Genomic DNA, 24,392 nt, shown 5'->3' with positions numbered 1-24,392 from the left:
CCACGGCGGGCCGACCGGTGCCGGACTCCGGGCTCAGTTCAGCCCGAACGCGTACAGCTTGTTGTTCTGCGTCGTGAAGCCGGCGCCGACGCCGAGGTCGCGGTATCCGGAGCCCCAGTAGACGCTCCCGTTCGAGATCGCCGCGCCCGAGACGCAGGAGCCGCCGCTTGCGAACTCCCAGAGCACCACGCCCGTCGCGGCATCCATCGCGTACATATACCCCTGCGGGTCGAGCGCGCACCCGAAGACGACCCCGTTGGCCGTCGTGACCGGTCCGGAGGTGGAGCCGCCGTGCGTCGGCCTGGTCTGCCACAGGATCGCCCCCGTCACGGCGTCGAGCGCGCTCCACACGCCGTCCGTGCTGCCGAAGTAGTCGATCTGATTGCTGTTGGCGTTCGCGGTGTAGACGCGTGAGCCGTCCGTCGCCGAGCCCTGCCCCAGGCCGCCGAACGTGCCGCCGGGGCCGGCCTCGGACACCCACCTGATCTGGCCGGTCCCGGGATCGAGCGCCCAGAACTTCCCGCTCTCCTGGCCCGCGCCCACGAACTCCGTGTTCTTGCCGCGACTGGTCTTCGCCGTGGCGAGCATCGGCGCCTGCGCGAAGTCGTAGCCGGGGCCGGCCGGCTCGGGGCAGTCGTCGGGGTTGCCGAGGCCGGGGATGCACGCGAAGTTCCACGCATCGAACGGCAGCGTCCGGGTGACCCACTTGATCCCACCCGTCTGCAGGTCGATGGCCATGATCGAGTCGAAGTGGTCGGCGGGATCCATGCACGCTCGTTGGGCGTTCTCGTCGGAGCCCGCCGCTTCCACGCACGCGAGCACGTCGTCCGGCAGGTCGTAGTTGCTCCCCGTCGTGACGTAGACCGACTTGCGCTTCGCGTCGATCGCGGGCGAGCCGCCCAGGACCGCGACGCCGGGGTACCCATCGGGCGTGAGGTACGTCTTCCAGAGGATCGCGCCGGTCGCGAGATCGAGCGCCACGAGGCTGCCGCGGAAGCTGCAGCAGTCGTAGTTCGGGATCACGCCGGCCAGGAGGTCCTCCGTCGAGTCGGTGCCGACGTACACGACCCCGTCGAACACGGTCGCGGACTGCGTGATGGTCGCGGCGAAATGGGTCTCGACCTGGGTCCTCCACAGTAGTTCGCCCGTCGACTTGTCGACGGCCATCACCGCGCCGCCGCCGAGGCCGAAGGGGCCCACGTCCCCGAAGACGAGGGCGCTGTCGGTGACCGCCGGCGTCGCGACGGCGAGGTCGTTCGGGATCCCGGTGTACGAGCCGATCTCCGCGGCCCACGCCTGCTGCCCCGTGGCGCGGTCGACGGCGTACAGGTTGCCGTCCCAGTCGGGCACGTAGACCCGCGTCGCGTCGACGGCCGGCGTGGCCGTGACATCCCCCTCGGTGGTGAACACCCATTCGGGAGCGAGGGTGTCGACGTTCGTCGCCGAGATCTTCCGCTCGGATGCCGCGTACCGCGTGTCCTGCCGGTCGCCGCCCGCCACCGGCCATCCGTTGCCGCCGGCGTTCCCGCCCGCGTTCCCGCCCGGCGCGGCGACCGCGGCCCCGCCGGCGAACAGGAGCGCACCGACCGCACCCGCCGCGACGACGACCCGTACCGAGTTCCGCGATGTCTTGCGCATCAGGGCGCTCCTTCCCACCGACCGAACGGCCATGCGTGGAACATCGCAACGCTACGACTCCACTGACCCCGTGGAAAGGACCCCATACAGGGGGACCCGCGATCACGGGAGCGGGGCGATCGCCACCACTCGGACGGGCACGACCATGAGCGCCGCCAGCGGGTCGAAGGCGTCCGTGCCATCGGAACATGAGCAATCGTCATGAAATCTCTTGCATCCTCCGCCGAGCGGCGTAGAATCGTCGTCACCACCGGAGGACGCTCCGGCATAGAAAGGCCCCGACGAGTCGACAGACGCCGAGGCCTTTCAGGCTGTCCGGGGGCGAATCGCCCGTCGGCGGGCCACAGGCGGTCCCATCGGTGATCGCGACGATTCCGTGATCACCCCGGGCGTCGTCGCGTGCAAGACTCGCCCCAGTCGCGACACAAGCACGGTGTGAGGATCGCCAGCACCGACGCCGCCGACGCCCGGACGACCCAGGGGGAGCCGATGCCCGAGCGCGAGCAACCGCCCGCTCCGGCGGACGATGCCCTGCAGTGGTTCACTGCGGTGGTCCGCGAGCACTCCACGGCGCTCGTGAAGTACTTCGCGCGCCGCGGCCCGCGCCAGGATGCGGAGGACCTCGCGGCCGAGGTGTTCGCGACCGCGTGGCGGCGCCGCGACGACGTGCCGCGCGAGGCCGTGCTGCCCTGGCTGTACCGCACGGCCGGCTTCACGCTCGCCAACCACCGCCGGAAGCTCGTCGACCTCCCCGTCGACGAGGTGCCCGAGGCTGACTCCGGACGCGTCGACGAGGATCCCGAGCTCAGCGCCCTGTTCGACGCCGAGCTCCGCGGCGCGCTCCTGAGCGTCGGCGAGCGCGATCGCCGCATCCTGCTGCTGCACGCGTGGGAGGGCCTCGACGGCGCGGAGCTCGCCGAGGTGCTGGGGATCTCGCGGTCGGGGGCGGATGCCGCGCTGTCGCGCGCCCGCACGCGCCTCCGCGAGGCGTGGGGCGAACGGATGTCGTTCTAGCCGGATCGCGTCGGGTCGCCCCTTGCAAGGTTCTCGATCCTCGGCACACAGGCATGGTGAGACCAGATGCCACGGAGGCGAACGACATGAACGACGACGAGCGCGACCCCATCGAGCGCCTGCGCGCCGCCGACCCCGCCGCGGACGTCGAGGCCCGTGCGGGCTTCGCCGACGACGTGGTCGCCCGAGCGACCGCGGACGGCTCGATCGCCGACGCGGCGCCCGCAGGCGCCGCGGCCGCCGACGGTGCCGCGAGCCGGGATGCTGCGCCGGTCGCCGACCTCGCCGCGGCGCGGGCCCGTCGTCGCCGCTGGCTGCAGGTCGCCGCGGCCGCGGCATCCGTCCTCGTCGTGGGCGCCGCCGGCTACGGGCTCGGCGCGAGCGCCGGGGGCGGATCCGAGCTCGCCGGTGGCGGGGCGGCGCCGCCGATCGCCCTGCAGGGCGCCGGTGCGAACGAAGGCGCCCTCCCCGGCGTCACCACCGAGGACCAGCGGATCGCCGCGCCGGATGCGGCGCTGACCGTGCCGTACGGATCCGGCCGCACCCACTTCACCTCATCCGGGCTCTCGACGGACGCCGGCACGGCGACCGCCTACGCCTTCGACCCGCGTGCCGGGTCGGTCGAGGACCGTGTCGCCGCGGTCGCCGTGGCCCTGGGCATCGAGGGTACGCCGGTGCTCGCCGACGGCGGATGGACGGTCGGGCCGCAGGACGGGACCGCACCCGCCCTGTGGGTCTCGCTCGACGGCACGCTGAGCTTCTCCTACTCCGACCCGCGGATCAGCCCCTGGCTGTGCGAGCAGGGCGACGACGTGTGCGCGCCCTCGGGCGACCTCCCGGGCGAGGACGCCGCGATCGACGCCCTCCGCTCGCTGATCGCCTCGTCCGGCCGCGACGCCGAGGGCTACGAGTACACCTCGGAGACGTGGGACGGCGCCGTGACCCGGAACGCCCAGGCATGGCCCGTGGTCGACGGGCAGCGCGTCGACCAGCCGTGGACGATCGAACTCGCGGAGGACGGCATCGTCAGCGCCTACGGCCCGCTCGCCGACCTCGTGCCCCTCGGCGACTACGCCGTCGTCAGCGAGCAGGCGGCCTTCGAGCGGCTCTCCGACCCGCGCTTCGGCGCGCAGGTGATCGCGTATCCGCTCGCGGCCCGCGAAGCGGTCACGGACGACGTGACCGAGTGGGTGCCGCCGACCGAGCCGCCCGCCGCCCCTGCGGCCGGCACGCCCGTCGCGTGGCCCGTCACCGAGGTCGAGATCGTCGACGCCCGGCTCGGGCTCGGGAGCCAGTGGCAGCCGGACGGCAGTGTGCTGGTCGTGCCGGCGTACGAGTTCACCGACAGCGCGGGCGGCACGTGGTCGATGATCGCCGTCGACGACGCGCAGCTCGACTTCTCGACCGACTGAGCGCGGCAGGCGGTTCGGGGCTGTGCGGCGAGACGACCCGGAGTAGCGTCGGACGGGCCGGTGCGACGAGGCGCCGGCTGAGGGGGAACGGGCCATGAGCAATCACACGTACCGCGTCACCGAGATCGTCGGCACGTCGCCGGAGGGCGTCGACACGGCGATCCGGAACGGCCTGCAGCGCGCCTCGGCGACGCTGCGTCACCTGGACTGGTTCGAGGTCGTCTCGATCCGCGGCGAGCTCGCCGAGGGCGGCGTCGCGCACGTGCAGGTCACGATGAAGGTCGGCTTCCGGCTCGAGGAGCCGATGTAGGGCGGATGCCGCGTCAGCGGGCCCGCTTCGCGGCGTGCTCGCTGCGCAGCCGCGGCTCGGTCCGCAGGTGGGGCCGCACCCCGGCCTTGTCGGCGTAGAACGCGCGGATGCGGTCCATGTCGGCGGGCACGTCGCCCGTGAGTTCGAAGGTGGGGCCGAGCCCGGTCGTCATGGTCGTGCGGTCGACGAAGCCGAGGGTGACCGGCATTCCCGTCTCGCGGGCGATGCGGTAGAAGCCCGACTTCCAGTACTCGTTCGCGCCGCGCGTGCCGTCGGGCGTGACCACGAGTCCGAACACCTCGCCGGCGCGGATGCGCGCGACGACCTCGTCCACCACGCGGCTCGGGTCGTCGCGGTCGACGGGGATGCCGCCGAGCCGGCGCATGATCGGGCCGCGCCATCCCGCGAACAGGCTCTTCTTGCCGAGCCAGCGGACGTCGATCCCGTAGCGCCATGCGATGCCGAGCATGAGCACGAAGTCCCAGTTCGACGTGTGCGGCGCCCCGATGAGCACCGACGGACGTCCGGGAGCAGGCTCGCCCGCGAGGGTCCACCTGCTGCAGGCCCAGTAGAGGCGTGAGGCGAGTCGTCGGAGCATCCGCCAACCGTACGCGACCGTGCATGCCCGGCACGGCATGCATCGGTCAGCGCGAGAAGAACTCGTTCGCCGCGCGGGTGTAGAGCAGGATCAGCCCGATGAGCGCGAACAGCGCCGCGACGAGGGCCGCCCAGAAGGCGCCCGGCACGACGAACATCGCCCAGACCGCCGCGCCGAGGTTCAGCACGAACACGATCGTGACGAGCACGCGCGCGGTGTTGCTGCCTCGGAACAGGCCGAGGCTCACGACGAACGTGATGACGCCGATGATGATCTGCGTCCATCCCGTCGCGGTCGCGCCGCCGCCGGTCAGGGTGAGGATGCCGCCGACGATCTGCAGCAGTCCGGAGAGCCACGCCAGGATCGCGACGATCGTGACGCCTGCGGGTCGAGTTGCCATGTCGATGCTCCGTCCGGTCCGGGCCGCGGGGGAGCGGCCGCTCGGGGTCACCGTACCGCGGGGGCGTCGGGGCGGCCGCGATGCGCGGCATCGTGTCGCGCGGCGTCCTCGACGGACGTCTCGATTCGGCCTCGGGTCGCGGATCCGACGGACGGGGCTGTCGAAGCGGAGGTGGTCGTCCGTAGGATCGCGCTGTGGACCCGAACGCCGCCCGAGAGATCCTGCAGATCCCCGCCGACCAGCCGCTGACGATGGAGGGCATCGACGCGGCCTACCAGCACGAGTTCTGGTTGCGGCATCCCTCGCGCTACCCGGCCGGCGACGGACGCCGTGCAGCCGAGGCGTGGCGCGACACCCTGGGCGCCGCACGATCGGCCCTGGTCGCGGAGCTCCACTCGCCGACGCTGGCGTCCTCCCGCCCCCGCCGCAGCCTGCCGGTCGGGGCGATCGTCGGCATCGTCGCCGGAGCCTTCGTGGTCGTGGGGGCCGTGGTCGCGGGCCTCATGATCCTCCTCGCGCTCGGTCGATCGGCCGAGGCGGTCATGGCCGAGGTGGGGCACGGCAACGGGGATGCCGCGACGTCCGACAGCGACGACGTCGAGCGCTACGAGGCTCGCGACACCGGGTTCGAGTTCCCGGCCGCGCTGGAGCTGTACGCCGACGGTCGGTACAACGGGGATTGCTCGACGGCGTACCTCGAGGGGTGCTGGCAGTCGGCGCTCTTCACCGAGGCCGACTGCACGGAGCTCGAGGTCACCCTCGGCTTCAGCGATCGGGCCACGGCCCTGCGGCCGGATGCGACCGACACCGTCGTGCTGCGCGACGTCGTGCACGGTCGGGCCGTGCCGGTCGTGTTCGGCAACGACGACTTCGACTACGGGTGGATCGACCAGGTGGCCTGCGCGGCCGGCGGCGCCTGACGAATTCGCTGTCCGGGCTCCGAGCGCCGGTCAGGCGGTCGGCGCGGGGCAGTGCAGGTGGGTCGGCGTCGTGGCGTCGCCGCGATCGATGCGGTGGTCGGCCATCAGTGCACCGCACAGCGGGCAGGTCGGGTCGGCGGGCGGCACGTACGGCGCCTCGGGGCGGCCGATGCCGACCTGGGCGGGACCGGTGAACGGGTAGACGAGCCGGTTGACGCGCGCCCAGAAGCCCGGGACGCCCTTCCAGGGATTCGGCAGATTCTGTTCGTGCACGAATCATTAGTGTACAGACTATTCTGGGCGGCATGGACGACCCGCTCGAGCTCGACCGCCAGCTGTGCTTCGCGCTCGCCGCGACCAGTCGCGAGGTGGTGCGGCTGTACCGTCCCTCGCTCGATCCCCTCGGCCTCACGCACCCGCAGTACCTCGTGATGCTCGCGCTCTGGGAGGAGAGCCCGCTGCGGCTGCGCGAGATCGCGGATCGGCTGTACCTCGAGCCGGCGACCGTGAGTCCGCTCGTCGGTCGGCTCGAGGCGTCGGGCCTCATCACCCGACGGCGCAGCGCCGCCGACGAGCGCGCCGTCGACATCGCCCTCACCGAGGAGGGCGCGGCGCTGCGCGAGCGCGCGATCGCGGTCCCGGGCGAGGTCGTCGGACGGCTCGGCGTACCCGTCGACCACCTCGAGCGGCTCCGCGACGAGCTGACCTCGCTCCTCGACGCCGCGCACCGCGCGGGGTGAGCTGAGCGGTGCGCCGCAAGCACGTGCGGCGACCGCGTGTCAAGACCCTCCCGCAAATCATCGGGAACGCATAGAACTGTCTGCGCGGGTCCCCGAAGCCCGCCACAGGCCGTCGGTCCACGCGTGGAGTTCGACCCACGCGAGTCCCGGGACACCCCGGGTCGACCGGCGGCCTGCCCCGTTCATCGCCCCCGCCCGAAAGGACCCCTGCTTGGGTACGCTCCACCTCGGCCGCATCGTGCGGATCGACCTCCCCGACGAAGTCCTCGTCCACGTCCACGTCGTCGTCATCGCCAAGCTCAGGGTGCACGAACCCGTGCTCGTCGGCTGGACGTCGCCGGAGGGCACCCACGACGAGGTCCTGGTGCATCCCTCGATGCCGGTCGCCGTGACGTTCGACGACGAGCGCGACCTCCGGCTGGACCGTCGCAGGGTCGACCTGCTCATGCGGTCCGCGAACGGGGTCGGCGGCCTGCAGCTCACGCCCGAGCTGCTCGGCGCGCTCGCGGAGCTCGACCGGGGCTCGCCCGAGCCGGGATCCGCGGCTCCCGCCGGCTGAGGCCTCGCGGATGTCGGCGCCCGGTGCGAGCATGGAGCCGTGCCCGAGATGCCCGAGGTCGAGGCGCTCGCCGGGTTCTTGCGCGAGCGCACCGTCGGGCACGCGATCACGACGGCCCGGGTCGCCGCGATCGCGGCGCTGAAGACGTTCGATCCGCCGCTCCAGGCGGTCGAGCGCCGCGACATCATCGGCGTGCGCCGGCACGGCAAGTTCCTCGACCTCGAGGTCGGGGCGACGGGTGCCGCGGCGGGTGACGACGCGCTGCACCTCGTCTTCCACCTCGCGCGCGCGGGCTGGCTGCGGTGGTACGACGTGCTCCCGAAGACGGTGCTCCGCCCGGGGCGCTCGCCGATCGCGCTCCGGGTCGGGCTCGACGACGGCTCCGGCTTCGACCTGACCGAGGCCGGCACGAAGAAGTCGCTCGCGGTGTACGTGGTGCGCGACCCGGTCGAGGTGCCCGGCATCGCCCGGCTCGGCCCCGACCCGATGACCGACGACTTCACGCTCGAGCGGTTCGCCGAGGTGCTCGACGGGCGCCGCACCCGCATCAAGGGGCTGCTCCGCGACCAGGCCGTGCTGGCCGGCATCGGCAACGCCTACTCCGACGAGATCCTGCACGCGGCGAAGATGTCGCCGTACAAGATCGCGGCGACGCTCGACGAGGGCGAGGTCGAGCGGCTCTACGACGCGATGCGCGGCACGCTCGGCGAGGCGCTCGCCGCGGCATCCGGCAAGCCCGCCGCCGAGTTGAAGGACGCGAAGCGGCGCCACCTCCGCGTCCACGGGCGTACCGGCGAGACCTGCCCCGTGTGCGGCGACACGATCCGCCAGGTCGAATTCCACGACTCGACGTTCCAGTACTGCCCGACGTGCCAGACGGGCGGCACGCCCCTGGCCGACCGGGTCCGGTCGCGTCTCGTGAAGTAGCTGCTCCGAGCCGGCTGGGTGGATGCCGCGAGGCCCCTGTGGCATCGCCCGCGACGGGCGCGGTCGTGCTTCCATGAGGAACATGGGCGCGTTCGCGATGTTCCCGCTCGGCAGCGTGCTGTTCCCGCACATGCCGCTCGCGCTGCGCGTGTTCGAGCCGCGGTACCTCGTGATGATGTCGCGCATCCTCGACGACCAGCCGAGCGAGTTCGGCGTGGTCCTCATCGAGAGCGGTCGCGAGGCGGCCGGGGCCGAGGCGCAGCGCCGGTTCGGCGTGGGCACGGTCGCGAGGATCACTGAGCTCGGCGCCACCGACGGCGACCTCGCGGTGATCGCCCGGGGCGGACGCCGCATCGAGGTCGTGGAGTGGTTGCCGGACGATCCGCATCCGTCGGCGATCGTCCGCGAGCTCCCCGAGCTCGAGTGGGACGAATCGCTGCGACCGCTCCTCGAGAAGGCCGACCTCGTGGTGCGCCGCACCATCGCCCGCGCGAGCGAGTTCGTCGAACTCCCGTGGGACGCGGACGCATCCCTGAGCGACGATCCCGCCGAGGCGGCATGGCAGCTCGCCGGCATCGCGCCGCTGACGGCGCTCGACCAGGTGCGCCTGCTCGGGTCGACCAGCCTCCGCGTGCTGCTCACCGACCTCGTCGAGCTCACCCTTGGCGCCGGCGACGTGCTCACCCTGTCGTGGGCCGCCGAGGACGACCTCGACGCCGAGATCGCCGCGGCGCTCGGTCCGGTCGACGGTGACCCGGTCGACGGGGACGACCGATCCGGCGACGGGGGCGACCGATCCGACGACGACGACCGATCCGACGACGACGGCGCCGCCGGGGCGGACGACCGCTCCACCGACCCTGATCCCGGACCCGAGGGGGGACCCGCATGACCGACCGCTGGAGCCGACTCCGATGCCCGCACTGCGGCGCGACCGCCGCGGCGCTCGTCACGGTCGTGCCGACCATGGGCGACTCCGGCCTCGCCGTGGCCGATTACCGATGCCCGAACGGATGCCGCCTCGACGACCTGCACGGCCGGATCGACGAGGCCCTCGGCATCCGCCACGTCTTCGGCTGACCGTCGACGGCACGGCACGGCACGGCACGGCGCGGCACGGCGCGGCACGGCACGGCACGGCGCCGCGCCGCGTCGACCCGGTGCCCCGCGCTCAGGTCGGCGCCGGCCCGAAGCCCTCGCTGTCCTCGTCGCGCGCCCGCTCCTGGGCGACGACCTCCGCGCGGTCCGAGAGCCGGCGCAGCCCGGCGAGGGGCTGCGCCATCCGATGGTTGCCCCGCAGGTGGGGTTCGGCACGGTCCAGGAACGCCCAGTACCCGGCCGTCATCGGGCACGCGTCGGGGCCGACGCGAACCCTCGGATCGAAGCGGCATCCGCCGCAGTAGTCGGTCATGCGGTCCAGGTAGGCGCCGCCCGCGGCGTAGGGCTTCGTCGCCACGAGCCCGCCGTCGGCGTGCTGCGACATCCCGACGACGTTCGCGGGCATGACCCACGGCGTGCCGTCGACGAAGGCGCCGGCGAACCAGTCCGTCAGCGCCGCGGGGTCCACGCCTCGCTGCAGCGCCCAGTTGCCGAGCACCATGAGCCGCTGGATGTGGTGCGCCCAGCCGTGATCGCGGACGTCGGCGATGGTCTCGCGCACGCAGGCCGCCTCGACGCCGAACGGATCGAGCGTCGCGAACGGCCTCGGCACCGGCCGCGTCGCCTCGAGCCGGTTGTTCGCCGCCACGTAGTCCGGGCCCAGGTGCCAGGAGAGGTGCCACACCCAGTCCCGCCACCCGATGACCTGCCGGACGAAGCCCTCCACGCTCGGCAGGGGCGCGCGTCCGGCGTCGTACTCGGCGGCGATCCGCTCCGCGAGCGCGAGCGGATCGAGCAGGCCGAGGTTCAGCGGCACGCTCAGCAGTGAGTGGGCCATGACCCGGTCGTGCGCGAGGACGGCGTCCTCGAACGGGCCGAAGTCGCCGAGCCGCGACTCGATGAAGTCGTCGACGGCCCGGTCCGCCTCCGCCCGGGTGACCGCGAACCGGCGCGGACCGTCCTCGCCGATCAGCCGCACGTGCCCGTCGGCCTGCCATCGGTCGAGGTCGTCGCGCACCTCGCGGTCGAGCTCGTCCTCCTCGGGCCAGACGGGCTCGGGCAGGCCGAGGGTCGTGGCGCCCCTCGGGGGCGGATGCCGGTTCTCCCGGTCGTGGTTGAGTCGACCGCCGGCCGGTTCCGGACCGCGCATGAGGATGCCGGTCCGCTCGCGGACCCAGCCGTAGAAGTCCTCCATGCGCACGCGGCGGCCCTCGCGCTGCGCCATCCAGCGCGCGAAGTCGGCCTCCGACGTGACGAAGCCGCGGCTCGGGAGCATCGGGATGCCGCGGCGGCGGAGCGCGTCACGCGCCGCGCGGGACGGCGGCGCGATCGCCTCGAGGTCGTCGCGGCCGTCGACGGCCTCGGCGAACCGTTCGACCCGGCGGAACTCGGCGCGGTCGCCCAGCTCGGCGGCGCGGTGGCGCAGGGCCGAGAGGATGAGGTGCGCCTTCTGCCGGTGCATCGGCGCCCGGCCGAACGCCGAGCGCGACTCGACGAGCAGCACCCGTCCGCCGTCGTCGAACTGCGGACCGAGCTGGCCGGCGAAGAGCCATCGAACCGGCATCAGACCTCCGACGTGCGGACGCGGAGCGAGGAGACGGCGCACGCGCCGCCTCCTCGCGTCACGTCAGGCTTCGCGGGCGTGCCGCGGGGTGTGCTGCGCGTCGTCCGCGGGCATCCGCTCGTCGACCGGCCGGGGCTCGTCGGCGACGATGCGGTCGTCCTCCTCCGAGCGGGTCGCCGCATCGGCCGTGACCGTGTCGTCGCCGCGCGAGGTGGCGTCGGTCGCCTCGACGCGCGGTTCGGCGTGCTCGGTCGGAGCCCGATGCGCGTCGTCGTCGTGCACCGACGCGGCCGCGAGGGGCTCGTCGACGCGCTCCGCCACGGGCTCGTCCGCCCGCTCCGCGTCGCGCTCGTCCGCTCGCTCCTCGGCGCGCTCGGCCTGCTCGTCGCGAGCAGCCGGCTCGTCGGCCGGAGCGGCGGCGGCCGCGGGCGCTGCCTCGGCGGGGGCCGCTTCCGGCTCCGCGGCGGGGCGGGCACCGTCGGGGTCGAGCTCGGCGGCCTGGCGCTCCTGCTCCGCCTGCTCGGCGCGCAGCTGCTCGGCGCCGGAGCGGTGCTCCCGTCCGGCATCGGCGAGGCGCTCGGCCTCCAGGCGGGCCCGGGCGGCGTCGGCCTCGGCCGATCGCGCCGCGGCATCCGCCTGCAGCGCCTGCACCTCGCGTTCGCGTGCCTCGCGGTCGGTCTGCGCCGCCTGCTCGCGGATCTCGGCGGCGCGCTCTCGCTGGGCCTCGACCCGTGCCTCGCGTCGTCGTCCGGCGGTCGCGATGAGCACGATCGCCGCGACGACGACCAGGAACGCGATGACGCCGACGACGATCCAGATGGTGGTGCTCGTGTCCACTGCGCAGGTCCTTTCGTCAGTTGCCGTCACCCAATCGCAGCGGGGCATCGGCAGGCTAGGCCTTGCGCGGCCCACGGACCTGTGGTTAGGCGCGTGGGAGCGAATTCTCGGCGATCGCTCATGTTCGCCTACACTGGGCAGCACCCTTCCCCCTGAACGGGGGAACCCGTTCAGACTGGGATTGGCATCTCACGGTGGTGCCGATCGGCTTGGAGTGTCCGTGGGACGTCATAGCGTCGCGGCTCCGGCGAAGACGCCGAGCCGCCGATTCATCCTGTCCATCATCGCCGGCGTGGCGGTCGTCGGCGTCGTCGCCTCCGGCGTCTACCTGTGGGTCGGCGGCCACCTGAACCCGCTCTTCGCGTCCGCCGGCGAACCCGCCTGCGAGGAGATCGAGCAGCTCCAGATCGTGGCCGACCCCTCGATCGCCGCGCCGATCGAGGAACTCGCCGCGGACTTCGACGCCGATCCGAAGCGCTGCGTCGAGACCAAGGTCCGCGCGCAGGACTCGGCCGACACCGCCGCGGAGCTCGCCGCCGGCACGCTCTCCGCCGACGCCTGGGTGCCCGACTCGAGCGTCTGGCTCGCGCGCACCGCATCCACGGCCGCGTCCCTCGGCCTCAACGAGCCGGATGCGGCGGCCGGCGCCTCGATCGCGAGCTCGCCCGTCGTGTTCGCCGCCCCCGCCAGCGAGGCGCAGGAACTGGCCGCCGAGCCCGTGAGCTGGGCGCGCGTGCTCAACGGCACGCTGCCGGCCCTCCTCCCGGACCCCGAGGCGTCCGCGGCGAGCCTCGCCAGCCTGTACGCCCTCCAGGGCCAGTCGTCGCCCGACGACCCGCGACAGTTCGCGGGCGCGCTGATCGCGCTCGGCAAGTCGATCCCGGCCACGGCGGATGCCGCGATGGCCACCGTCGCCTCGGCCGGCACGCCGACGGTCGTGCTCACGAGCGAGGCGAGCGTCGCGGCCCACAACGCGGACGCCTCGGCGGAACCGCTCGTCGCCGCCTACCCCGAGGAGGGCACGGTCGCCCTCGACTACCCGTTCGTCCGGATCGGCGACGCCGGCTCGAAGAACCTCGACAAGCTCGAGACGGCGCTCGGCACGGCCTCCGACCTCTTCCTCGAGGCCGGGTTCCGCGGACCCGACGGCTCCGGCGAGGTCGAGTCGCCCGGCATCACGCCGACCGCCCCGCCGGCCCAGACCGAGCTCGACGGCGCCGCCCAGGTCGAGATCCTCCGCTCGTGGAGCGTGCTCACGCTCCGCTCGCGCATGCTCGCCGTGATCGACGTGTCGGGCTCGATGGAGGAGCCGGCCGACAACGGACTGCGCCGCATCGACATCTTCCAGCAGGCCGCCGTCGGCGCCATGTCGAAGTTCTCGGGCGAGGTGGAACTCGGCGTGTGGATCTTCTCGACCGCCCGCAACGGCGACCTGGACTACGAGGACCTCTCGCCGATCGCCCCGCTCGCCGACACCGGCCACACGCAGCAGATCCAGCAGATCATCGGATCGCTGCCGAGCCGCCTCGGCGGCGCGACGGGCCTGTACGACACGACGCTCGCGGCCTTCAAGAAGGTGCAGGAGTCGTACGACCCCGACAAGGTCAACTCGGTCCTCGTGATCACCGACGGCAAGAACGAGGACGAGAACGGCATCAGCCTCGACCAGCTCCTCGGCGAGCTGAAGAAGCTCGAGGACCCGACCAAGCCCGTCGCCATCATCATGATCGGCTTCGGCCCCGACACCGACTTCGACGCGATGAAGAAGATCGCCGCGGCCACCAAGGGCGGCGCCTACTCGGCGACCAAGCCCGAGGACCTCGGCACCGTGCTGGTCGACGCGCTCTCGCAGCGCGGTTGCCGCCCGGACTGCGGCTGACGCGCCGCGCCGGACCGGAACGCGAGACGGGCCCCCTCCGATCGGAGGGGGCCCGTCGTCGTCCTGGCCGGGCGGGCGCGTTCCGGCGTCAGTGCCCCGGTGCGGCGCCCTGGACCATGTCGGCGGGGCGTCGCACGAGGGTCGCGCCGACGATCGCGAGCAGCGACACGAGCGCGCCGACGAGGAACGCGCTGCGCACGCCCGCCGCCTGCGCCGCGATCGCGGCCGTGCCGCCAGACTCGGCGGCGGCGGCCGTCGCGGTCATCACGGTGATGAACAGCGCCGTGCCGGCGGCGCCGGCGACCTGCTGCAGCGTGCCGACGATCGCCGCGCCGTGCGAGTACAGGTGCGGCTCGACGGAGCCGAGCGCCGTGGTGAAGAGGGGCGTGAACATGAAGGCGAGCGCGGTCGAGAGGACGACGTGCGCGACGAGGATCATCCACGGCGGCGTCGAGTCGGTCACGAGGGTGAGCGACCACAGCACCGCGCTCACGCCGATCGAGGCCGGCACGAGCAGCGGCGTGGGCCCGACGCGGTCGTACAGGCGGCCGACCGTCGGTCCGAGCAGGCCCATGATCAGGCCGCCCGGGAGCACGAGCAGCCCGGTGGCGAGCGGCTCGAGCCCGAGCACGTCCTGCAGGTAGATCGGCAGCAGGATGATGGTGCCGAACAGCGCCGCCATCATCACCGCCATCAGTGCGATCGACACGGCGAAGTTGCGCGAGCGGAACGTGCGCAGGTCGAGCAGCGCACGGTCGCGGTGCTGCAGGAGCAGCTGACGCAGGATGAAGGCGAGGATGCCGACGGCGCCCACCGCGAGCGCGATCCACATCGCGACCGGCTGGCCGGTGGAGCGCGCGCTCACGACCTCGCCGACGAGGCTCAGGCCGTAGACGAGCCCGCCGAAGCCGAACGCCGACAGCACCACGGAGAACAGGTCGATGGGGAACACCCGCGTCTCGCCGACGTTCTCGACGCGGCGAAGCCCGATCACGAGCATGCCCACGGCGAGCGGGAGCACGAGCCAGAACATGTACCGCCAGCCGAGCGTGTTGAGGATGAGGCCCGAGATCGCGGGGCCGATCGCGGGTGCGACCGACATCACGATCGAGACGCGGCCCATGAACCGGCCACGGTCCGACGGCGCCACGAGCGTCATCAGCGTGGTCATCAGCAGCGGCATCATGATCGCCGTGCCGGTCGCCTGGATGATGCGCGCGCCGAGCAGGACCTCGAAGCCGGGCGCGAGCGCGGCCAGCAGCGTGCCGGCGGAGAACAGGCCCATCGCGGTGCCGAAGATCGGCCGCGTCGGGAAGCGCTGCAGCAGGAAGCCGGTGATCGGGATCACGACCGCCATCGTCAGCATGAACGCCGTCGTGAGCCACTGCGCCGCCGAGAGGGTGACCCCGAGGTCGTCGACGAGTTCGGGGATGGCGACGCTCATGATCGTCTCGTTGAGGAAGACGGTGAACGTCGCGGCGAGCAGCAGCCAGATCACGCGCGTGTTGCGCGCCCCGTGCTCCGGCTGCGCGGCGCGGACGTGCTGGTCGATCGCGCGGTCGGCGGCCTCGTCGGCGGCCGCTGCCGCCAGCGCGGCATCGTCGGGCACGGCGATCGAATCGGTATGGGGCGGGGTGCGTTCGCTCACGGTGCGTCCTTCATCTCGTCGTCTCGTGCTCGCCGGGCGTGACAGGGATACCCGGGACCGGGCGAACATGGAATGCAACCCGCGCACGCGCGGGCGCTATTCCCGATCGGCGCGACCCATGTCGACGCATGCATCCGCCGGTTCCCCCGAGGCCCGACGCACGCGGGCGGGCCGATCAGGCGACGATATCCCGGACCGCCGACACCGCCTCGGCGAGGGCGTCCGCCGCTGCTGCGGCATCCGCTTCCGTGACGTCCGCTCCGAACGAGAACCGCACCGCGGTCTGCGCGACCTCGGGAGCGAGTCCCATCGCGGTGAGCACGTGCGACGGTTCGTCGCTTCCGGCCGCGCACGCGGAGCCGCTCGATACGACGACGTCGCGCCGCTCGAGCTCGAGCAGCACGGCCTCGCCGCCCGTGCCCGGGAACACGTACGACACCGTGCCGGGGAGGCGCCGGTCCGGATGCCCGGTCGGGACCGCGTCCGGCACGCCGACCGCCACGCGGGCGCGGAACGCGGCGGTGACGTCGGCGACGCGCGCCGCGGCATCCGCCCGGTCGTCCTCGGCGAGGCGGAGCGCCGTCGCGAACGCCACCGCGCCCGCGACGTTCTCGGTGCCCGAGCGCCGTCCGCGCTCCTGGCCGCCGCCGTGGAGCACCGGCTCGAGCGGCAGCCGGCCGCGCACGACGAGCGCACCGGTGCCCTTGGGCGCCCCGACCTTGTGCCCCGCCAGGGAGAGCGCGTCGACGCCGAGGTCGTCGACGGCGAGCGGCAGCCAGCCCGCGGCCTGCACGGCATCGGTGTGCATGAGCGCGCCGACTCCGTGCGCGACCCGAGCGAGGTCGGCGATCGGGTTCACCGTGCCGACCTCGTTGTTCGCGAGCTGGACCGACACGAGCGTCGTGTCGGGACGGATGACGCGGGCGAGCGCCTCGGGCGTCACGGCGCCGGTCGCGTCGACCTCGACGTGCGCGACCTCGAAGCCGTGCAGGCGCCGCAGCGCGTCGGCCGCCTCGAGCACCGCCTCGTGCTCCACGGGAGACACGACGACATGCCGACCGCGCGGGGTCGCGAGCCCGAGGCCCTTCACCGCCAGGTTGTCGGCCTCGGTGCCGCCGGAGGTGAACACGACATCGCCGGGCCGCGCGCCGACGACCGCCGCGACCGTCTCGCGCGCCCACGCCAGGGCGCGCGCCGCCTCCTCGCCGACGCCGTGCCGGCTCGACGGATTGCCGAACGCGCCGGTGAGGTACGGCCACATCGCCTCGAGCGCCTCGCGGCGGACGGGCGTGGTGGCGGCGTGGTCGGCGAAGATCACGCCGGACCTCCCGGTCCGGCCTCCGCGGGCGCCGCGCCGGCGGACGCCGGTTCGATGACCACGTCGAGGCCGAGGTCGAGCGCCCGGGCCGAGTGCGTGAGCGCCCCGACCGAGATCACGTCGACGCCGGCCGCGGCGATCCCCGCGACGGTGTCGAGGGTCACGCCACCGGATGCCTCCACGATCGCCCGATCGCCGATCAGCGCGACCCCCTCGCGGAGCGCGTCCAGGTCGAAGTTGTCGAGCATGATCGTGTCGGCGCCGCCGGCGAGCACCGGCGGGATCTGGTCGAGCCGGTCGACCTCGACCTCGAGGTGGGCGGTGTGCGGCATCCGCTCGCGGGCGGCGCGCAGCGCCCCGGCGAGGTCGGCGCCGCCCGAGGTGAGCACGGCGAGGTGGTTGTCCTTGGCCATGATCGCGTCGGACAGCGAGCGGCGGTGGTTGCGCCCGCCGCCGTCGCGCACTGCCTGGCGCTCGAGGCTGCGCAGGCCCGGCGTCGTCTTGCGGGTGTCGACGATGCGCGCGCCGGTGCCCTCGACTGCGGCGACGTACCGGGCCGTGAGCGTCGCGACGCCCGACATCCGCTGCACGAGGTTCAGCGCGACCCGCTCGGCGCGGAGGATGCCGCGGGCGGGCCCGGCGACGCGCGCCAGGACGTCGCCCGCCTCGAACCGGTCGCCGTCGGCGGCGAGCACCTGCACGTCGATGCTCGGGTCCACGAGCCCGAACGTCGCCTCGACCACGGCGGCGCCGCTGAAGACGCCCGGCTCGCGGGCGACGAGGTCGGCCGTCGCGGTCGCGGACTCAGGGATGAGCGTCTCGCCGGTGAGATCGCCCCACGGCGCGTCCTCGTCGAGCGCCATGAGCACGATCCGCTCGATCTCGCGGGCTTCGGTCATCAGGCGGCCTGCCTCTCGGGGGTCGGTGCGATCCGGTCCCGAGCGGCGGGCGGCGCGTCGCTCCGGGTGTGCGCGCCCACGCTGGCGGTGCGGGCGAGGGCGGCGGCGACGGTGAGCCGGGCGAGGTCGAGCAGGTTGCGGTCCTCGACGCTCCGCCGATCGACGGGGTCGGGGGCGTGCCATCCGTCGAGTCGGGCGGATGCCTCGGCGAGGCCGTGCGCGTCGCGCTCCAGGCCCACGTGCCGCCACATCAGCTGCTGCAGCGCCTCACGGTCGACGGGCTGCGTCGGCTGCGCGGGCCGTGCCTGCCCGCTCGACTGCGTCGCGGCTCGGGAGGAGATTCCGGCCGACGCGCCGTGGCCGGGGCCGCGACGGTCGGCGTGTCGCGGGATTCCTCCTCCCGAGGACGCGGCGGCCGCGCTGTGGGTGGCGGGGGAGGCGAGCGCGGCGGATGCGGCGGCGGCGGTGGATGCGGCGCCGGCGGATGCCGCGGACTCGGGCTCGGCCGCGGCGATGGCGCGAGCCGCGCGCTCCGCGAACACCGCGCCCTCGAGCAGCGAGTTCGAGGCGAGCCGGTTGGCGCCGTGCACGCCGGTGCGCGACGCCTCGCCCACGGCCCACAGCCCGGGCAGGCTCGCACGACCGTCGAGGTCGGTGACGACGCCGCCCATCGCGTAGTGCGCCGCCGGCACGATCGGCACCGGTTCGCGGGACCAGTCGAAGCCCGCGGCGCGGCACGCGCGATCGATCGACGGGAAGCGCCGGGCGAGGAACCCGGCGCCGAGCGCCGTGGCGTCGAGGCGCACCGGGACGCCGCCCTGCTCGGCCATCCGCCGCCAGACGGCGCGCGCGACCACGTCGCGCGGTGCGAGCTCGCCGCGCGGGTCGATGTCGAGCAGGAACCGCCGACCGTCGGCGTCGCGGACGACCGCGCCCTCGCCGCGCACCGCCTCCGAGATCAGCGGCGTGCCCGGCACCGCGAGCGCGGTCGGGTGGAACTGCACGAACTCGAGGTCGGCGACCTCGGCGCCGGCACGGACGGCGGCCGCGACGCCGTCTCCGGTCGCGACGTCGGGGTTCGTCGTGTGGGGGTAGAGCGCGCCGGTGCCGCCCGTCGCGAGCACCACGGCATCGGCGTGGAGCTCGCGCAGCGCCGGCGTGCCGACGACGGATGCCGCGACGCCGACGCCGTCGTCCAGCACGCGCACCCCGGTGACCCGGCCGTGTTCGACGACCAGGTCGACGAGCGTCGTGCGCTCGAGCACGCGGATGCCGCGGCTGCGGACCGTGTCGACGAGCGCCGCCTCGATCGCGGCACCCGTCGCGTCGCCGCCGGCGTGCAGGACCCGGGCGCGCGAGTGCGCCGCCTCGAGGCCGCGTGCGAGGCCGGACTCGTCGGCGTCGAACGCGACGCCGAACCGGATCAGGTCGCGGATGCGCGCCGGCCCCTCCTCGACGAGCACGCGGACGGCGTCGGCGTCGGCGATCCCGGCCCCCGCGGCGAGCGTGTCGGCGGCGTGGCGCGCCGGGGCGTCGCCCGGGTGGACGGCTGCGGCGATGCCGCCCTGCGCCCACCGGGTCGACCCCTCGCCGATCGCGGCCTTCGTCACGACGGTCACGTCGCACCCCGCCTCGGCAGCGCGGATCGCCGTCCACAGGCCGGCGATGCCGGACCCGACGACGAGCACGGCGGTCATGTCAGGCTCCGGTCGCGGAGGCCGCCGCCGCGGCATCCGTCGCCTGGGCGATCGTCGAACCGGCCGGCACGGGAACGGACGCCGGGGGCTTCGCGGCGAGCATGCGCTCGAGTGCGAGTCGTGCGGGCTCGGCGACGTCGGCCGGCACCTCGATGCGGTTGACGATGTGGCCGGCGACGAGCTCCTCGAGCACCCAGGCGAGGTAGCCCGGGTGGATGCGGTACATCGTGGAGCACGGGCACACGACCGGGTCGAGGCAGAAGATCTCGTGCTCGGGGTGCTCCGCGGCGAGCCGCTGCACGAGGTTGATCTCGGTGCCGATCGCGAAGGTCGAACCGGCGGGGGCGGCCTGGATGGCCTTCACGATGAAGTCCGTGGAGCCGGCGGCGTCCGCCGCGTCGACGACCGGCATGGGGCACTCGGGGTGCACGATGACCTGCACGCCCGGGTGCTCGGCGCGGGCCTTCGCGATCTGGTCGACCGTGAACCGCTTGTGCACCGAGCAGAAGCCGTGCCAGAGGATGACGCGGGCGTCGTCGAGGTCGGCAGCGTCGTTGCCGCCGAGGGGCCGGTTCGGGTTCCACATCGGCATCCGCTCGAGCGGCACGCCCATCGCCTTGGCCGTGTTGCGGCCGAGATGCTGGTCGGGGAAGAACAGCACGCGCTGCCCGCGCGCGAACGCCTCCTCGAGCACGGTGCGCGCGTTCGAGGAGGTGCAGACGATGCCTCCGTTGCGGCCGACGAAGCCCTTGAGCGCCGCCGACGAGTTCATGTAGGTCACGGGCACGACCGGGACCCGGCCCTCGTCGTCGACGGCCGACAGGTCGCCGTAGACCTCTGCGAGCTGCTCCCAGCACTCCTCGACGCCCGACTCGTCGGCCATGTCGGCCATGGAGCAGCCGGCGGCGAGGTTCGGCAGGATCACGGCCTGGTCGGGCCGCGAGAGCATGTCGGCGGTCTCGGCCATGAAGTGCACGCCGCAGAACACGATGGCCTCCGCCTCGGGACGGGTCATCGCGGCGTTCGCGAGCTGGAACGAGTCGCCCGTGAAGTCGGCGTGCTGCACCACCTCGTCGCGCTGGTAGAAGTGACCGAGGACGACGACCTTCTCGCCGAGCGTCGCCTTGGCGGCCCGGATGCGGTCGTGCAGCTCGGCGTCGCTCGCCTCGCGGTACACGGCGGGCAGCGCGCCCTGGCGCGGAGCGCCGGTCGGGATGACGTCGCCCATCGACGAGCCGGGGCCGTAGCCGGCGGGACCGGCGTCGAACTCCCACGGCCCCTTGGCGAGGTCAGGGGTGCAGGTCTCGCCGGTCGCGCGGCCCGTGGTGATGAGCCGGATCGCACGGTCGACGGACGCCGCGTCGCGGATGCGGCGCTCGGCGTCGGGCGTGGTGGCGGGAAGGGTGGTGCTCATGGCGTGTCCTTGCTGTGCGTGCCGGGCCTGGTCTCGGATGCCGTGGCGGATGCCGCGGGCGGCGGGCCCGCCGGCGTCGGTGAGGGCGACGCGACGGGGGAGTGGGCGGGGTCGAACCGGTAGAGCGCGGGTGGTCGGTGCCGGGTGCCGGCGAGCCGCTCGCCGGTGTCGATCAGGGTGCCGGAGGCCTCGATCGTGCGGCGGAAGTTCGCGGGGTCGAGGCGGCGGCGGAGCACGGCCTCGTGCACGCGGCGGAGCTCGGCCATCGTGAAGACCTCGCCGAGGAGGGCGTGCGCGATGCGCGAGTACTCGAGCTTGGTGCGCAGGCGACGGAGGGCGTAGTCGAGGATCGCGTCGTGGTCGAACGCGAGCTCCGGCAGGGCGTCCTCGTCGAACCAGCAGACGTTCTCGTCGGAGACGGCGCGCTCGACCTCGGCGGAGTGCACGAGCGCCCAGTAGACGACCGAGACGACGCGCTCGCCGGGGGAGCGGTCGGGGTCGCCGAAGGTGTAGAGCTGCTCGAGGTAGCGCGGGACGAGGCCCGTGGTCTCGCGCAGCGTGCGCGCGGCGGCGTCGTCGAGCGCCTCGTGGACGGGCAGCCAGCCGCCGGGCAGCGCCCAGCGGCCGAGGCCCGGTTCGCGGAGCCGGCGGACGAGCGGAACGCGCAGGCTGGCGGGGCGCTCGCGACCGGGCAGGTCGGCATCGGCCTGGTCGGGCGCGAGCGCGAAGATGACCGTGGAGACGGCCAGGCGCGCGTGCGCGTCGTGCTGCGGCATCCGCTCACCCCCTTCGTCGATGCGGATCGGACTTCGAGTCAGCATGACGCGAAGTCGTCGACGCCCAGCTTACAGTCACCGTGACACGAACGCGAATCGCATGACGAGAGCGCCCGTCATGCATCGGGAGGCCCGCCGGTCGTAGACTCGCGCCGGGATGGAGCTGCTCGAGCGCGAGGACGACGTTGCCGCGCTGGACCGCGCGGCGAACCCTGCGGCGCGTGCGCACGGCGGCACGGTCGTGCTCGTCAGCGGCGAGGCCGGCATCGGCAAGTCCGCGCTCGTGCGCCGCTTCGCCGAACGCGTGCCCGGTCGCGTCGCCTGGGGCTGGAGCGACGCACTCGAGACGCCGACGCCGCTCGCCGCCGTCCGCGACGTCGCGGCCGCGCTCGGCCTCGACGACGACCTCGTCGAGACCGCCGACGCCGCTCGGATGTCGCGCGCGCTCGCGGAGGCGCTCGCCGGTGCCGGCGCGCCCCGCGCCGTCGTCCTCGAGGACCTGCACTGGGCGGATGCTGCGACGCTCGACGTCGTCCGCTCCCTCGCGCGTCGCGTCGCGCAACTGCGGACGGCCCTCGTGCTCACCTTCCGCGACGAGCCGCCCACGCCCGAGCTGCGCGGCCTGCTCGGCGACCTGGCCGGCATGCCCGGGGTAGTGCGCATCCGGCTCGCTCCGCTGTCGGTCGAGGCGGTCGGGGTCCTGGCCGCGGGGACCGACTTCGATGCCGGCCGCCTGCACGAGCGGACCGCGGGCAACCCGTTCTTCGTCACCGAGGTGGTCGCCGCCGGCGAGGAGCTGCCCCGCACGGTGCGGGACGCCGTGCTGGCCCGCGTCGGACGACTCGGGCCTGCAGCGCGGAACGTCGTGGAGATCGTCGCCGTCGGCGGCATTCGCCTCGAACGCGGCCTCGTCGCGACCGCCGCCGGCGCCGAGTTCCCCGCCGCCGACGAGGCCGTGGCTGCGGGCGTGCTCTCGGCCGAGGACGACGCGCTCGGCTTCCGGCACGAGCTCGCCCGCCGAGCGGTCCGCTCCGACATCCCGCCCGCGCGGCTCGCGTCGATCCACCGGCGACTGCTCGACGCGCTCCGCGCCGCGCCCGCGCGCCACGACCTCGCCCGGCTCGTGGCGCACGCCATCGGCGCCGACGACCACGCCGCCGTCCTGGAGCTCGCCCCGCTCGCCGCGGCCGAGGCCGCCGCGGCCGGCTCGCACCGCGAGGCCGCCGCGCACCTCCGCGCCGCGCTCGCCGTCGCCGGAGGCGAGCCCGACGATCGGCGAGCCGAGCTCCTCGAGGCGTACGCTCGCGAGGCCGACACCATCGACGACCCGACGGCGGCCGAGGCCGCCATCGCCGACGCCGTGGCGCTCCGCCGCGGGCGCGGTGAGGACCTGCGCCTCGTCGACGACCTCGTGCGACTGGCGGCCATCGCGTTCTCGCTGGGGCGCACGACCGAGGCGGATGCCGCGAGCCGCGAGGCCGTCGAGCTCGCCGAGCGGCATCCGCCCGGTCGCGAGCTGGCGGCCGCCTACCGGCGCCGGGCCGCCCTGCGCATGCTCACGCGCGACACGGACGAGGCGATCGAGTGGGGCGACCGCGCGCTCGCGCTGGCCAGGACGATCGGTGACGACGCGCTGCTCGCCGGCGCGCTCAACGCGACCGGCTCCGCGCGGATCGTCCGATCGGAGTTCGAGGCGGGCGTCGCCGACCTGCGCGAGAGCCTCGACGTCGCACGACGCGCCGGGCTCGACTACGACGCCTGCGCGGCGTTCACCAACCTCGGCAGCGCCAGCGGCGAGATCGGGCAGTACCGGTTCGCCGACGCCGTGCTCACCGAGGGCATGGCCGAGGCGGGCACGGCCGACGTCGACGTGTTCCACCACTACATGCAGGCGTGGCGCGCGCTCACGCGCCTGCACCTCGGGGACGCCGCCGGGGCCGCGGAGGACGCGCACGCCGTGCTCGGCCGCGACGGGACGGCCGCGATCAGCCGCATCATGGCACTGCTGGCGCTCGGCCGGCTCCGGGCCCGACGCGGCGACCCCGGCGCCGACGAGGCGCTCGACGACGCGCTCGCGCTCGCGGAGTCCTCCGACACGCTCCAGCGCATCGCGCCCGTGCGCGCCGCGCGCGCCGAAGCGGCCTGGCTCGCCGGCGACGACGACCGTGCCGCGGCGGAGGCCGAGGCGGCGCTCCCGCTCGCCGTCGCCAAGCGGCATCCCGTCTTCGCCGCCGAGCTGACGTGGTGGCTGCGCGCCGCAGGCCGCGAGCCGGCCGTGCCCGAGTGGGCCGACGGCCCGTACGCCGCCATGGCGGCCGGCGACTGGGCCGCCGCCGCCCGCGGGTGGGCCGAGCGCGGCGCGGTGTTCGAGGAGCAGCTCGCGCGCGGCTTCGCCGAGGCGCCGGAGGCGATCGAGGCGGTCCGGGCGCTCGAGGCGATGGGCGCCCCGCCGGCGGCGGAGGCGCTCCGTCGACGGCTGCGCGCCGCGGGCGTCGGCAACCTGCCGAGGGGGCCGCGCGCCTCGACCCGCGACGATCCGTTCGGGCTCACCCGGAGGGAGTCCGAGGTGCTCGCGCTCGTGGCCGACGGCGCCTCCAACCAGGCGATCGCCGAACGGCTGAGCCTGTCGGTCCGGACCGTCGACCACCACGTGTCGGCGATCCTCGGCAAGCTCGGCGTCGCGACGCGCGGCGCGGCGGCAGCCCTGGCCCGTCGCGCGGAGTCCGAGACCCCGTAGCCGAGGT

Annotated in this window: 23 protein-coding genes; 11 read left to right on the top strand and 12 right to left on the bottom strand. The window is 74.2% G+C overall.

Annotated features, from left to right (window positions below):
• Positions 1–33: 33 nt before the first annotated feature.
• Positions 34–1,638: an outer membrane protein assembly factor BamB family protein gene (locus ABD230_RS05140; protein WP_344369929.1), complete on the bottom strand. Its 1,605-nt coding sequence runs from the start codon at positions 1,636–1,638 to the stop codon at positions 34–36.
• A 435-nt stretch (positions 1,639–2,073) separates the two neighbouring features.
• Here ABD230_RS05140 and ABD230_RS05135 point away from each other — a divergent pair, with 435 nt between their 5' ends.
• The 3 genes from ABD230_RS05135 to ABD230_RS05125 all read left to right on the top strand — a co-directional run bounded on the left by ABD230_RS05135 (position 2,074) and on the right by ABD230_RS05125 (position 4,374).
• Positions 2,074–2,652: an RNA polymerase sigma factor gene (locus tag ABD230_RS05135; RefSeq protein WP_344369927.1), complete on the top strand. Its 579-nt coding sequence runs from the start codon at positions 2,074–2,076 to the stop codon at positions 2,650–2,652.
• Positions 2,653–2,738: 86 nt separating this feature from the next.
• Positions 2,739–4,064, top strand: coding sequence for a hypothetical protein (locus tag ABD230_RS05130; RefSeq protein WP_344369924.1), 1,326 nt, complete (start codon positions 2,739–2,741; stop codon positions 4,062–4,064).
• Between the two features lie 94 nt (positions 4,065–4,158).
• A complete protein-coding gene (locus ABD230_RS05125) occupies positions 4,159–4,374 on the top strand; it encodes a dodecin (protein WP_344369922.1) in 216 nt (71 codons plus the stop codon).
• A 13-nt stretch (positions 4,375–4,387) separates the two neighbouring features.
• Here ABD230_RS05125 and ABD230_RS05120 read toward each other — a convergent pair whose 3' ends face one another.
• Both ABD230_RS05120 and ABD230_RS05115 read right to left on the bottom strand, forming a co-directional pair.
• Positions 4,388–4,972 carry a 1-acyl-sn-glycerol-3-phosphate acyltransferase gene (locus ABD230_RS05120; RefSeq protein WP_344369921.1) on the bottom strand — a complete coding sequence of 195 codons (585 nt, stop codon included), beginning with the start codon at positions 4,970–4,972 and terminating at the stop codon, positions 4,388–4,390.
• Positions 4,973–5,018: 46 nt separating this feature from the next.
• A complete protein-coding gene (locus tag ABD230_RS05115) occupies positions 5,019–5,372 on the bottom strand; it encodes a hypothetical protein (protein ID WP_344369920.1) in 354 nt (117 codons plus the stop codon).
• A 194-nt stretch (positions 5,373–5,566) separates the two neighbouring features.
• On the opposite strand from ABD230_RS05115, the gene ABD230_RS05110 reads away from it, so the two are divergent.
• Entirely contained in the window at positions 5,567–6,292 is a 726-nt protein-coding gene (locus tag ABD230_RS05110; protein ID WP_344369919.1) for a hypothetical protein, read from the top strand.
• Between the two features lie 30 nt (positions 6,293–6,322).
• Here ABD230_RS05110 and ABD230_RS05105 read toward each other — a convergent pair whose 3' ends face one another.
• A complete protein-coding gene (locus tag ABD230_RS05105; RefSeq protein WP_344369918.1) occupies positions 6,323–6,565 on the bottom strand; it encodes a hypothetical protein in 243 nt (80 codons plus the stop codon).
• A gap of 32 nt (positions 6,566–6,597) precedes the next feature.
• Between ABD230_RS05105 and ABD230_RS05100 the strand changes: the two genes are divergently transcribed.
• The 5 genes from ABD230_RS05100 (at position 6,598) to ABD230_RS05080 (ending at position 9,598) form a co-directional block, all read left to right on the top strand.
• The gene (locus ABD230_RS05100) at positions 6,598–7,032 is read left to right on the top strand and encodes a MarR family winged helix-turn-helix transcriptional regulator (RefSeq protein ID WP_344369916.1); all 435 of its coding nucleotides are present in this window, start codon (positions 6,598–6,600) and stop codon (positions 7,030–7,032) included.
• 211 nt (positions 7,033–7,243) lie between these two features.
• The gene (locus tag ABD230_RS05095) at positions 7,244–7,591 is read left to right on the top strand and encodes a DUF7882 family protein (RefSeq protein ID WP_344369915.1); all 348 of its coding nucleotides are present in this window, start codon (positions 7,244–7,246) and stop codon (positions 7,589–7,591) included.
• 39 nt (positions 7,592–7,630) lie between these two features.
• Positions 7,631–8,518, top strand: coding sequence for an Fpg/Nei family DNA glycosylase (locus tag ABD230_RS05090; RefSeq protein ID WP_344369914.1), 888 nt, complete (start codon positions 7,631–7,633; stop codon positions 8,516–8,518).
• Between the two features lie 82 nt (positions 8,519–8,600).
• Positions 8,601–9,410, top strand: a complete 810-nt coding sequence (locus tag ABD230_RS05085; RefSeq protein ID WP_344369913.1) for an LON peptidase substrate-binding domain-containing protein — start codon at positions 8,601–8,603, stop codon at positions 9,408–9,410.
• The gene (locus ABD230_RS05080) at positions 9,407–9,598 is read left to right on the top strand and encodes a hypothetical protein (protein ID WP_344369912.1); all 192 of its coding nucleotides are present in this window, start codon (positions 9,407–9,409) and stop codon (positions 9,596–9,598) included. Before ABD230_RS05085 ends, ABD230_RS05080 begins: the two co-directional genes overlap by 4 nt.
• A 91-nt stretch (positions 9,599–9,689) precedes the next feature.
• Here ABD230_RS05080 and ABD230_RS05075 read toward each other — a convergent pair whose 3' ends face one another.
• Entirely contained in the window at positions 9,690–11,180 is a 1,491-nt protein-coding gene (locus ABD230_RS05075) for a cryptochrome/photolyase family protein (RefSeq protein ID WP_344369910.1), read from the bottom strand.
• Between the two features lie 63 nt (positions 11,181–11,243).
• Positions 11,244–12,017 (bottom strand): hypothetical protein, encoded by a 774-nt coding sequence (locus ABD230_RS05070; RefSeq protein ID WP_344369909.1) that lies wholly within the window; start codon positions 12,015–12,017, stop codon positions 11,244–11,246.
• A gap of 220 nt (positions 12,018–12,237) precedes the next feature.
• Here ABD230_RS05070 and ABD230_RS05065 point away from each other — a divergent pair, with 220 nt between their 5' ends.
• Positions 12,238–13,896, top strand: a complete 1,659-nt coding sequence (locus ABD230_RS05065; RefSeq protein WP_344369908.1) for a VWA domain-containing protein — start codon at positions 12,238–12,240, stop codon at positions 13,894–13,896.
• 88 nt (positions 13,897–13,984) lie between these two features.
• On the opposite strand, the gene ABD230_RS05060 is transcribed toward ABD230_RS05065, so the two are convergent.
• The 6 genes from ABD230_RS05060 to ABD230_RS05035 form a co-directional block, all read right to left on the bottom strand.
• Positions 13,985–15,487, bottom strand: a complete 1,503-nt coding sequence (locus ABD230_RS05060) for an MDR family MFS transporter (protein ID WP_425546193.1) — start codon at positions 15,485–15,487, stop codon at positions 13,985–13,987.
• Between the two features lie 232 nt (positions 15,488–15,719).
• Positions 15,720–16,862, bottom strand: a complete 1,143-nt coding sequence (locus ABD230_RS05055) for a cysteine desulfurase family protein (RefSeq protein ID WP_344369906.1) — start codon at positions 16,860–16,862, stop codon at positions 15,720–15,722.
• Complete coding sequence (gene nadC, locus ABD230_RS05050; protein ID WP_344369905.1) at positions 16,859–17,761, bottom strand: carboxylating nicotinate-nucleotide diphosphorylase; 903 nt, start codon at positions 17,759–17,761, stop codon at positions 16,859–16,861. Before nadC ends, ABD230_RS05055 begins: the two co-directional genes overlap by 4 nt.
• Positions 17,761–19,458: an L-aspartate oxidase gene (gene nadB, locus ABD230_RS05045; RefSeq protein WP_344369904.1), complete on the bottom strand. Its 1,698-nt coding sequence runs from the start codon at positions 19,456–19,458 to the stop codon at positions 17,761–17,763. Before nadB ends, nadC begins: the two co-directional genes overlap by 1 nt.
• A gap of 1 nt (position 19,459) precedes the next feature.
• Positions 19,460–20,872 carry a quinolinate synthase NadA gene (gene nadA / locus ABD230_RS05040; protein WP_344369903.1) on the bottom strand — a complete coding sequence of 471 codons (1,413 nt, stop codon included), beginning with the start codon at positions 20,870–20,872 and terminating at the stop codon, positions 19,460–19,462.
• Positions 20,869–21,648, bottom strand: coding sequence for an NUDIX hydrolase (locus tag ABD230_RS05035; RefSeq protein WP_344369902.1), 780 nt, complete (start codon positions 21,646–21,648; stop codon positions 20,869–20,871). The genes nadA and ABD230_RS05035 overlap by 4 nt, the downstream gene beginning before the upstream one ends.
• 157 nt (positions 21,649–21,805) lie before the next feature.
• Between ABD230_RS05035 and ABD230_RS05030 the strand changes: the two genes are divergently transcribed.
• Complete coding sequence (locus ABD230_RS05030; protein WP_344369901.1) at positions 21,806–24,385, top strand: ATP-binding protein; 2,580 nt, start codon at positions 21,806–21,808, stop codon at positions 24,383–24,385.
• Positions 24,386–24,392 lie beyond the last annotated feature (7 nt).

Source organism: Agromyces tropicus (assembly GCF_039531345.1).
Taxonomy (GTDB): domain Bacteria; phylum Actinomycetota; class Actinomycetes; order Actinomycetales; family Microbacteriaceae; genus Agromyces; species Agromyces tropicus.
The sequence above is the reverse complement of the archived record's forward strand: the minus strand, read 5'-3'. Positions and strand labels throughout refer to the sequence as shown.

Bases quoted from the DNA above. Each gene is read 5' to 3' on its own strand.
- ABD230_RS05100 (WP_344369916.1), top strand. From the start codon at position 6,598: ATGGACGACCCGCTCGAGCTCGACCGCCAGCTGTGCTTCGCGCTCGCC.
- ABD230_RS05115 (WP_344369920.1), bottom strand. From the start codon at position 5,372: ATGGCAACTCGACCCGCAGGCGTCACGATCGTCGCGATCCTGGCGTGG.
- nadC (WP_344369905.1), bottom strand. From the start codon at position 17,761: ATGACCGAAGCCCGCGAGATCGAGCGGATCGTGCTCATGGCGCTCGAC.
- ABD230_RS05140 (WP_344369929.1), bottom strand. From the start codon at position 1,638: ATGCGCAAGACATCGCGGAACTCGGTACGGGTCGTCGTCGCGGCGGGT.
- nadB (WP_344369904.1), bottom strand. From the start codon at position 19,458: ATGACCGCCGTGCTCGTCGTCGGGTCCGGCATCGCCGGCCTGTGGACG.
- ABD230_RS05035 (WP_344369902.1), bottom strand. From the start codon at position 21,648: ATGCCGCAGCACGACGCGCACGCGCGCCTGGCCGTCTCCACGGTCATC.
- nadA (WP_344369903.1), bottom strand. From the start codon at position 20,872: ATGAGCACCACCCTTCCCGCCACCACGCCCGACGCCGAGCGCCGCATC.
- ABD230_RS05125 (WP_344369922.1), top strand. From the start codon at position 4,159: ATGAGCAATCACACGTACCGCGTCACCGAGATCGTCGGCACGTCGCCG.
- ABD230_RS05075 (WP_344369910.1), bottom strand. From the start codon at position 11,180: ATGCCGGTTCGATGGCTCTTCGCCGGCCAGCTCGGTCCGCAGTTCGAC.
- ABD230_RS05030 (WP_344369901.1), top strand. From the start codon at position 21,806: ATGGAGCTGCTCGAGCGCGAGGACGACGTTGCCGCGCTGGACCGCGCG.
- ABD230_RS05085 (WP_344369913.1), top strand. From the start codon at position 8,601: ATGGGCGCGTTCGCGATGTTCCCGCTCGGCAGCGTGCTGTTCCCGCAC.
- ABD230_RS05120 (WP_344369921.1), bottom strand. From the start codon at position 4,972: ATGCTCCGACGACTCGCCTCACGCCTCTACTGGGCCTGCAGCAGGTGG.
- ABD230_RS05130 (WP_344369924.1), top strand. From the start codon at position 2,739: ATGAACGACGACGAGCGCGACCCCATCGAGCGCCTGCGCGCCGCCGAC.
- ABD230_RS05080 (WP_344369912.1), top strand. From the start codon at position 9,407: ATGACCGACCGCTGGAGCCGACTCCGATGCCCGCACTGCGGCGCGACC.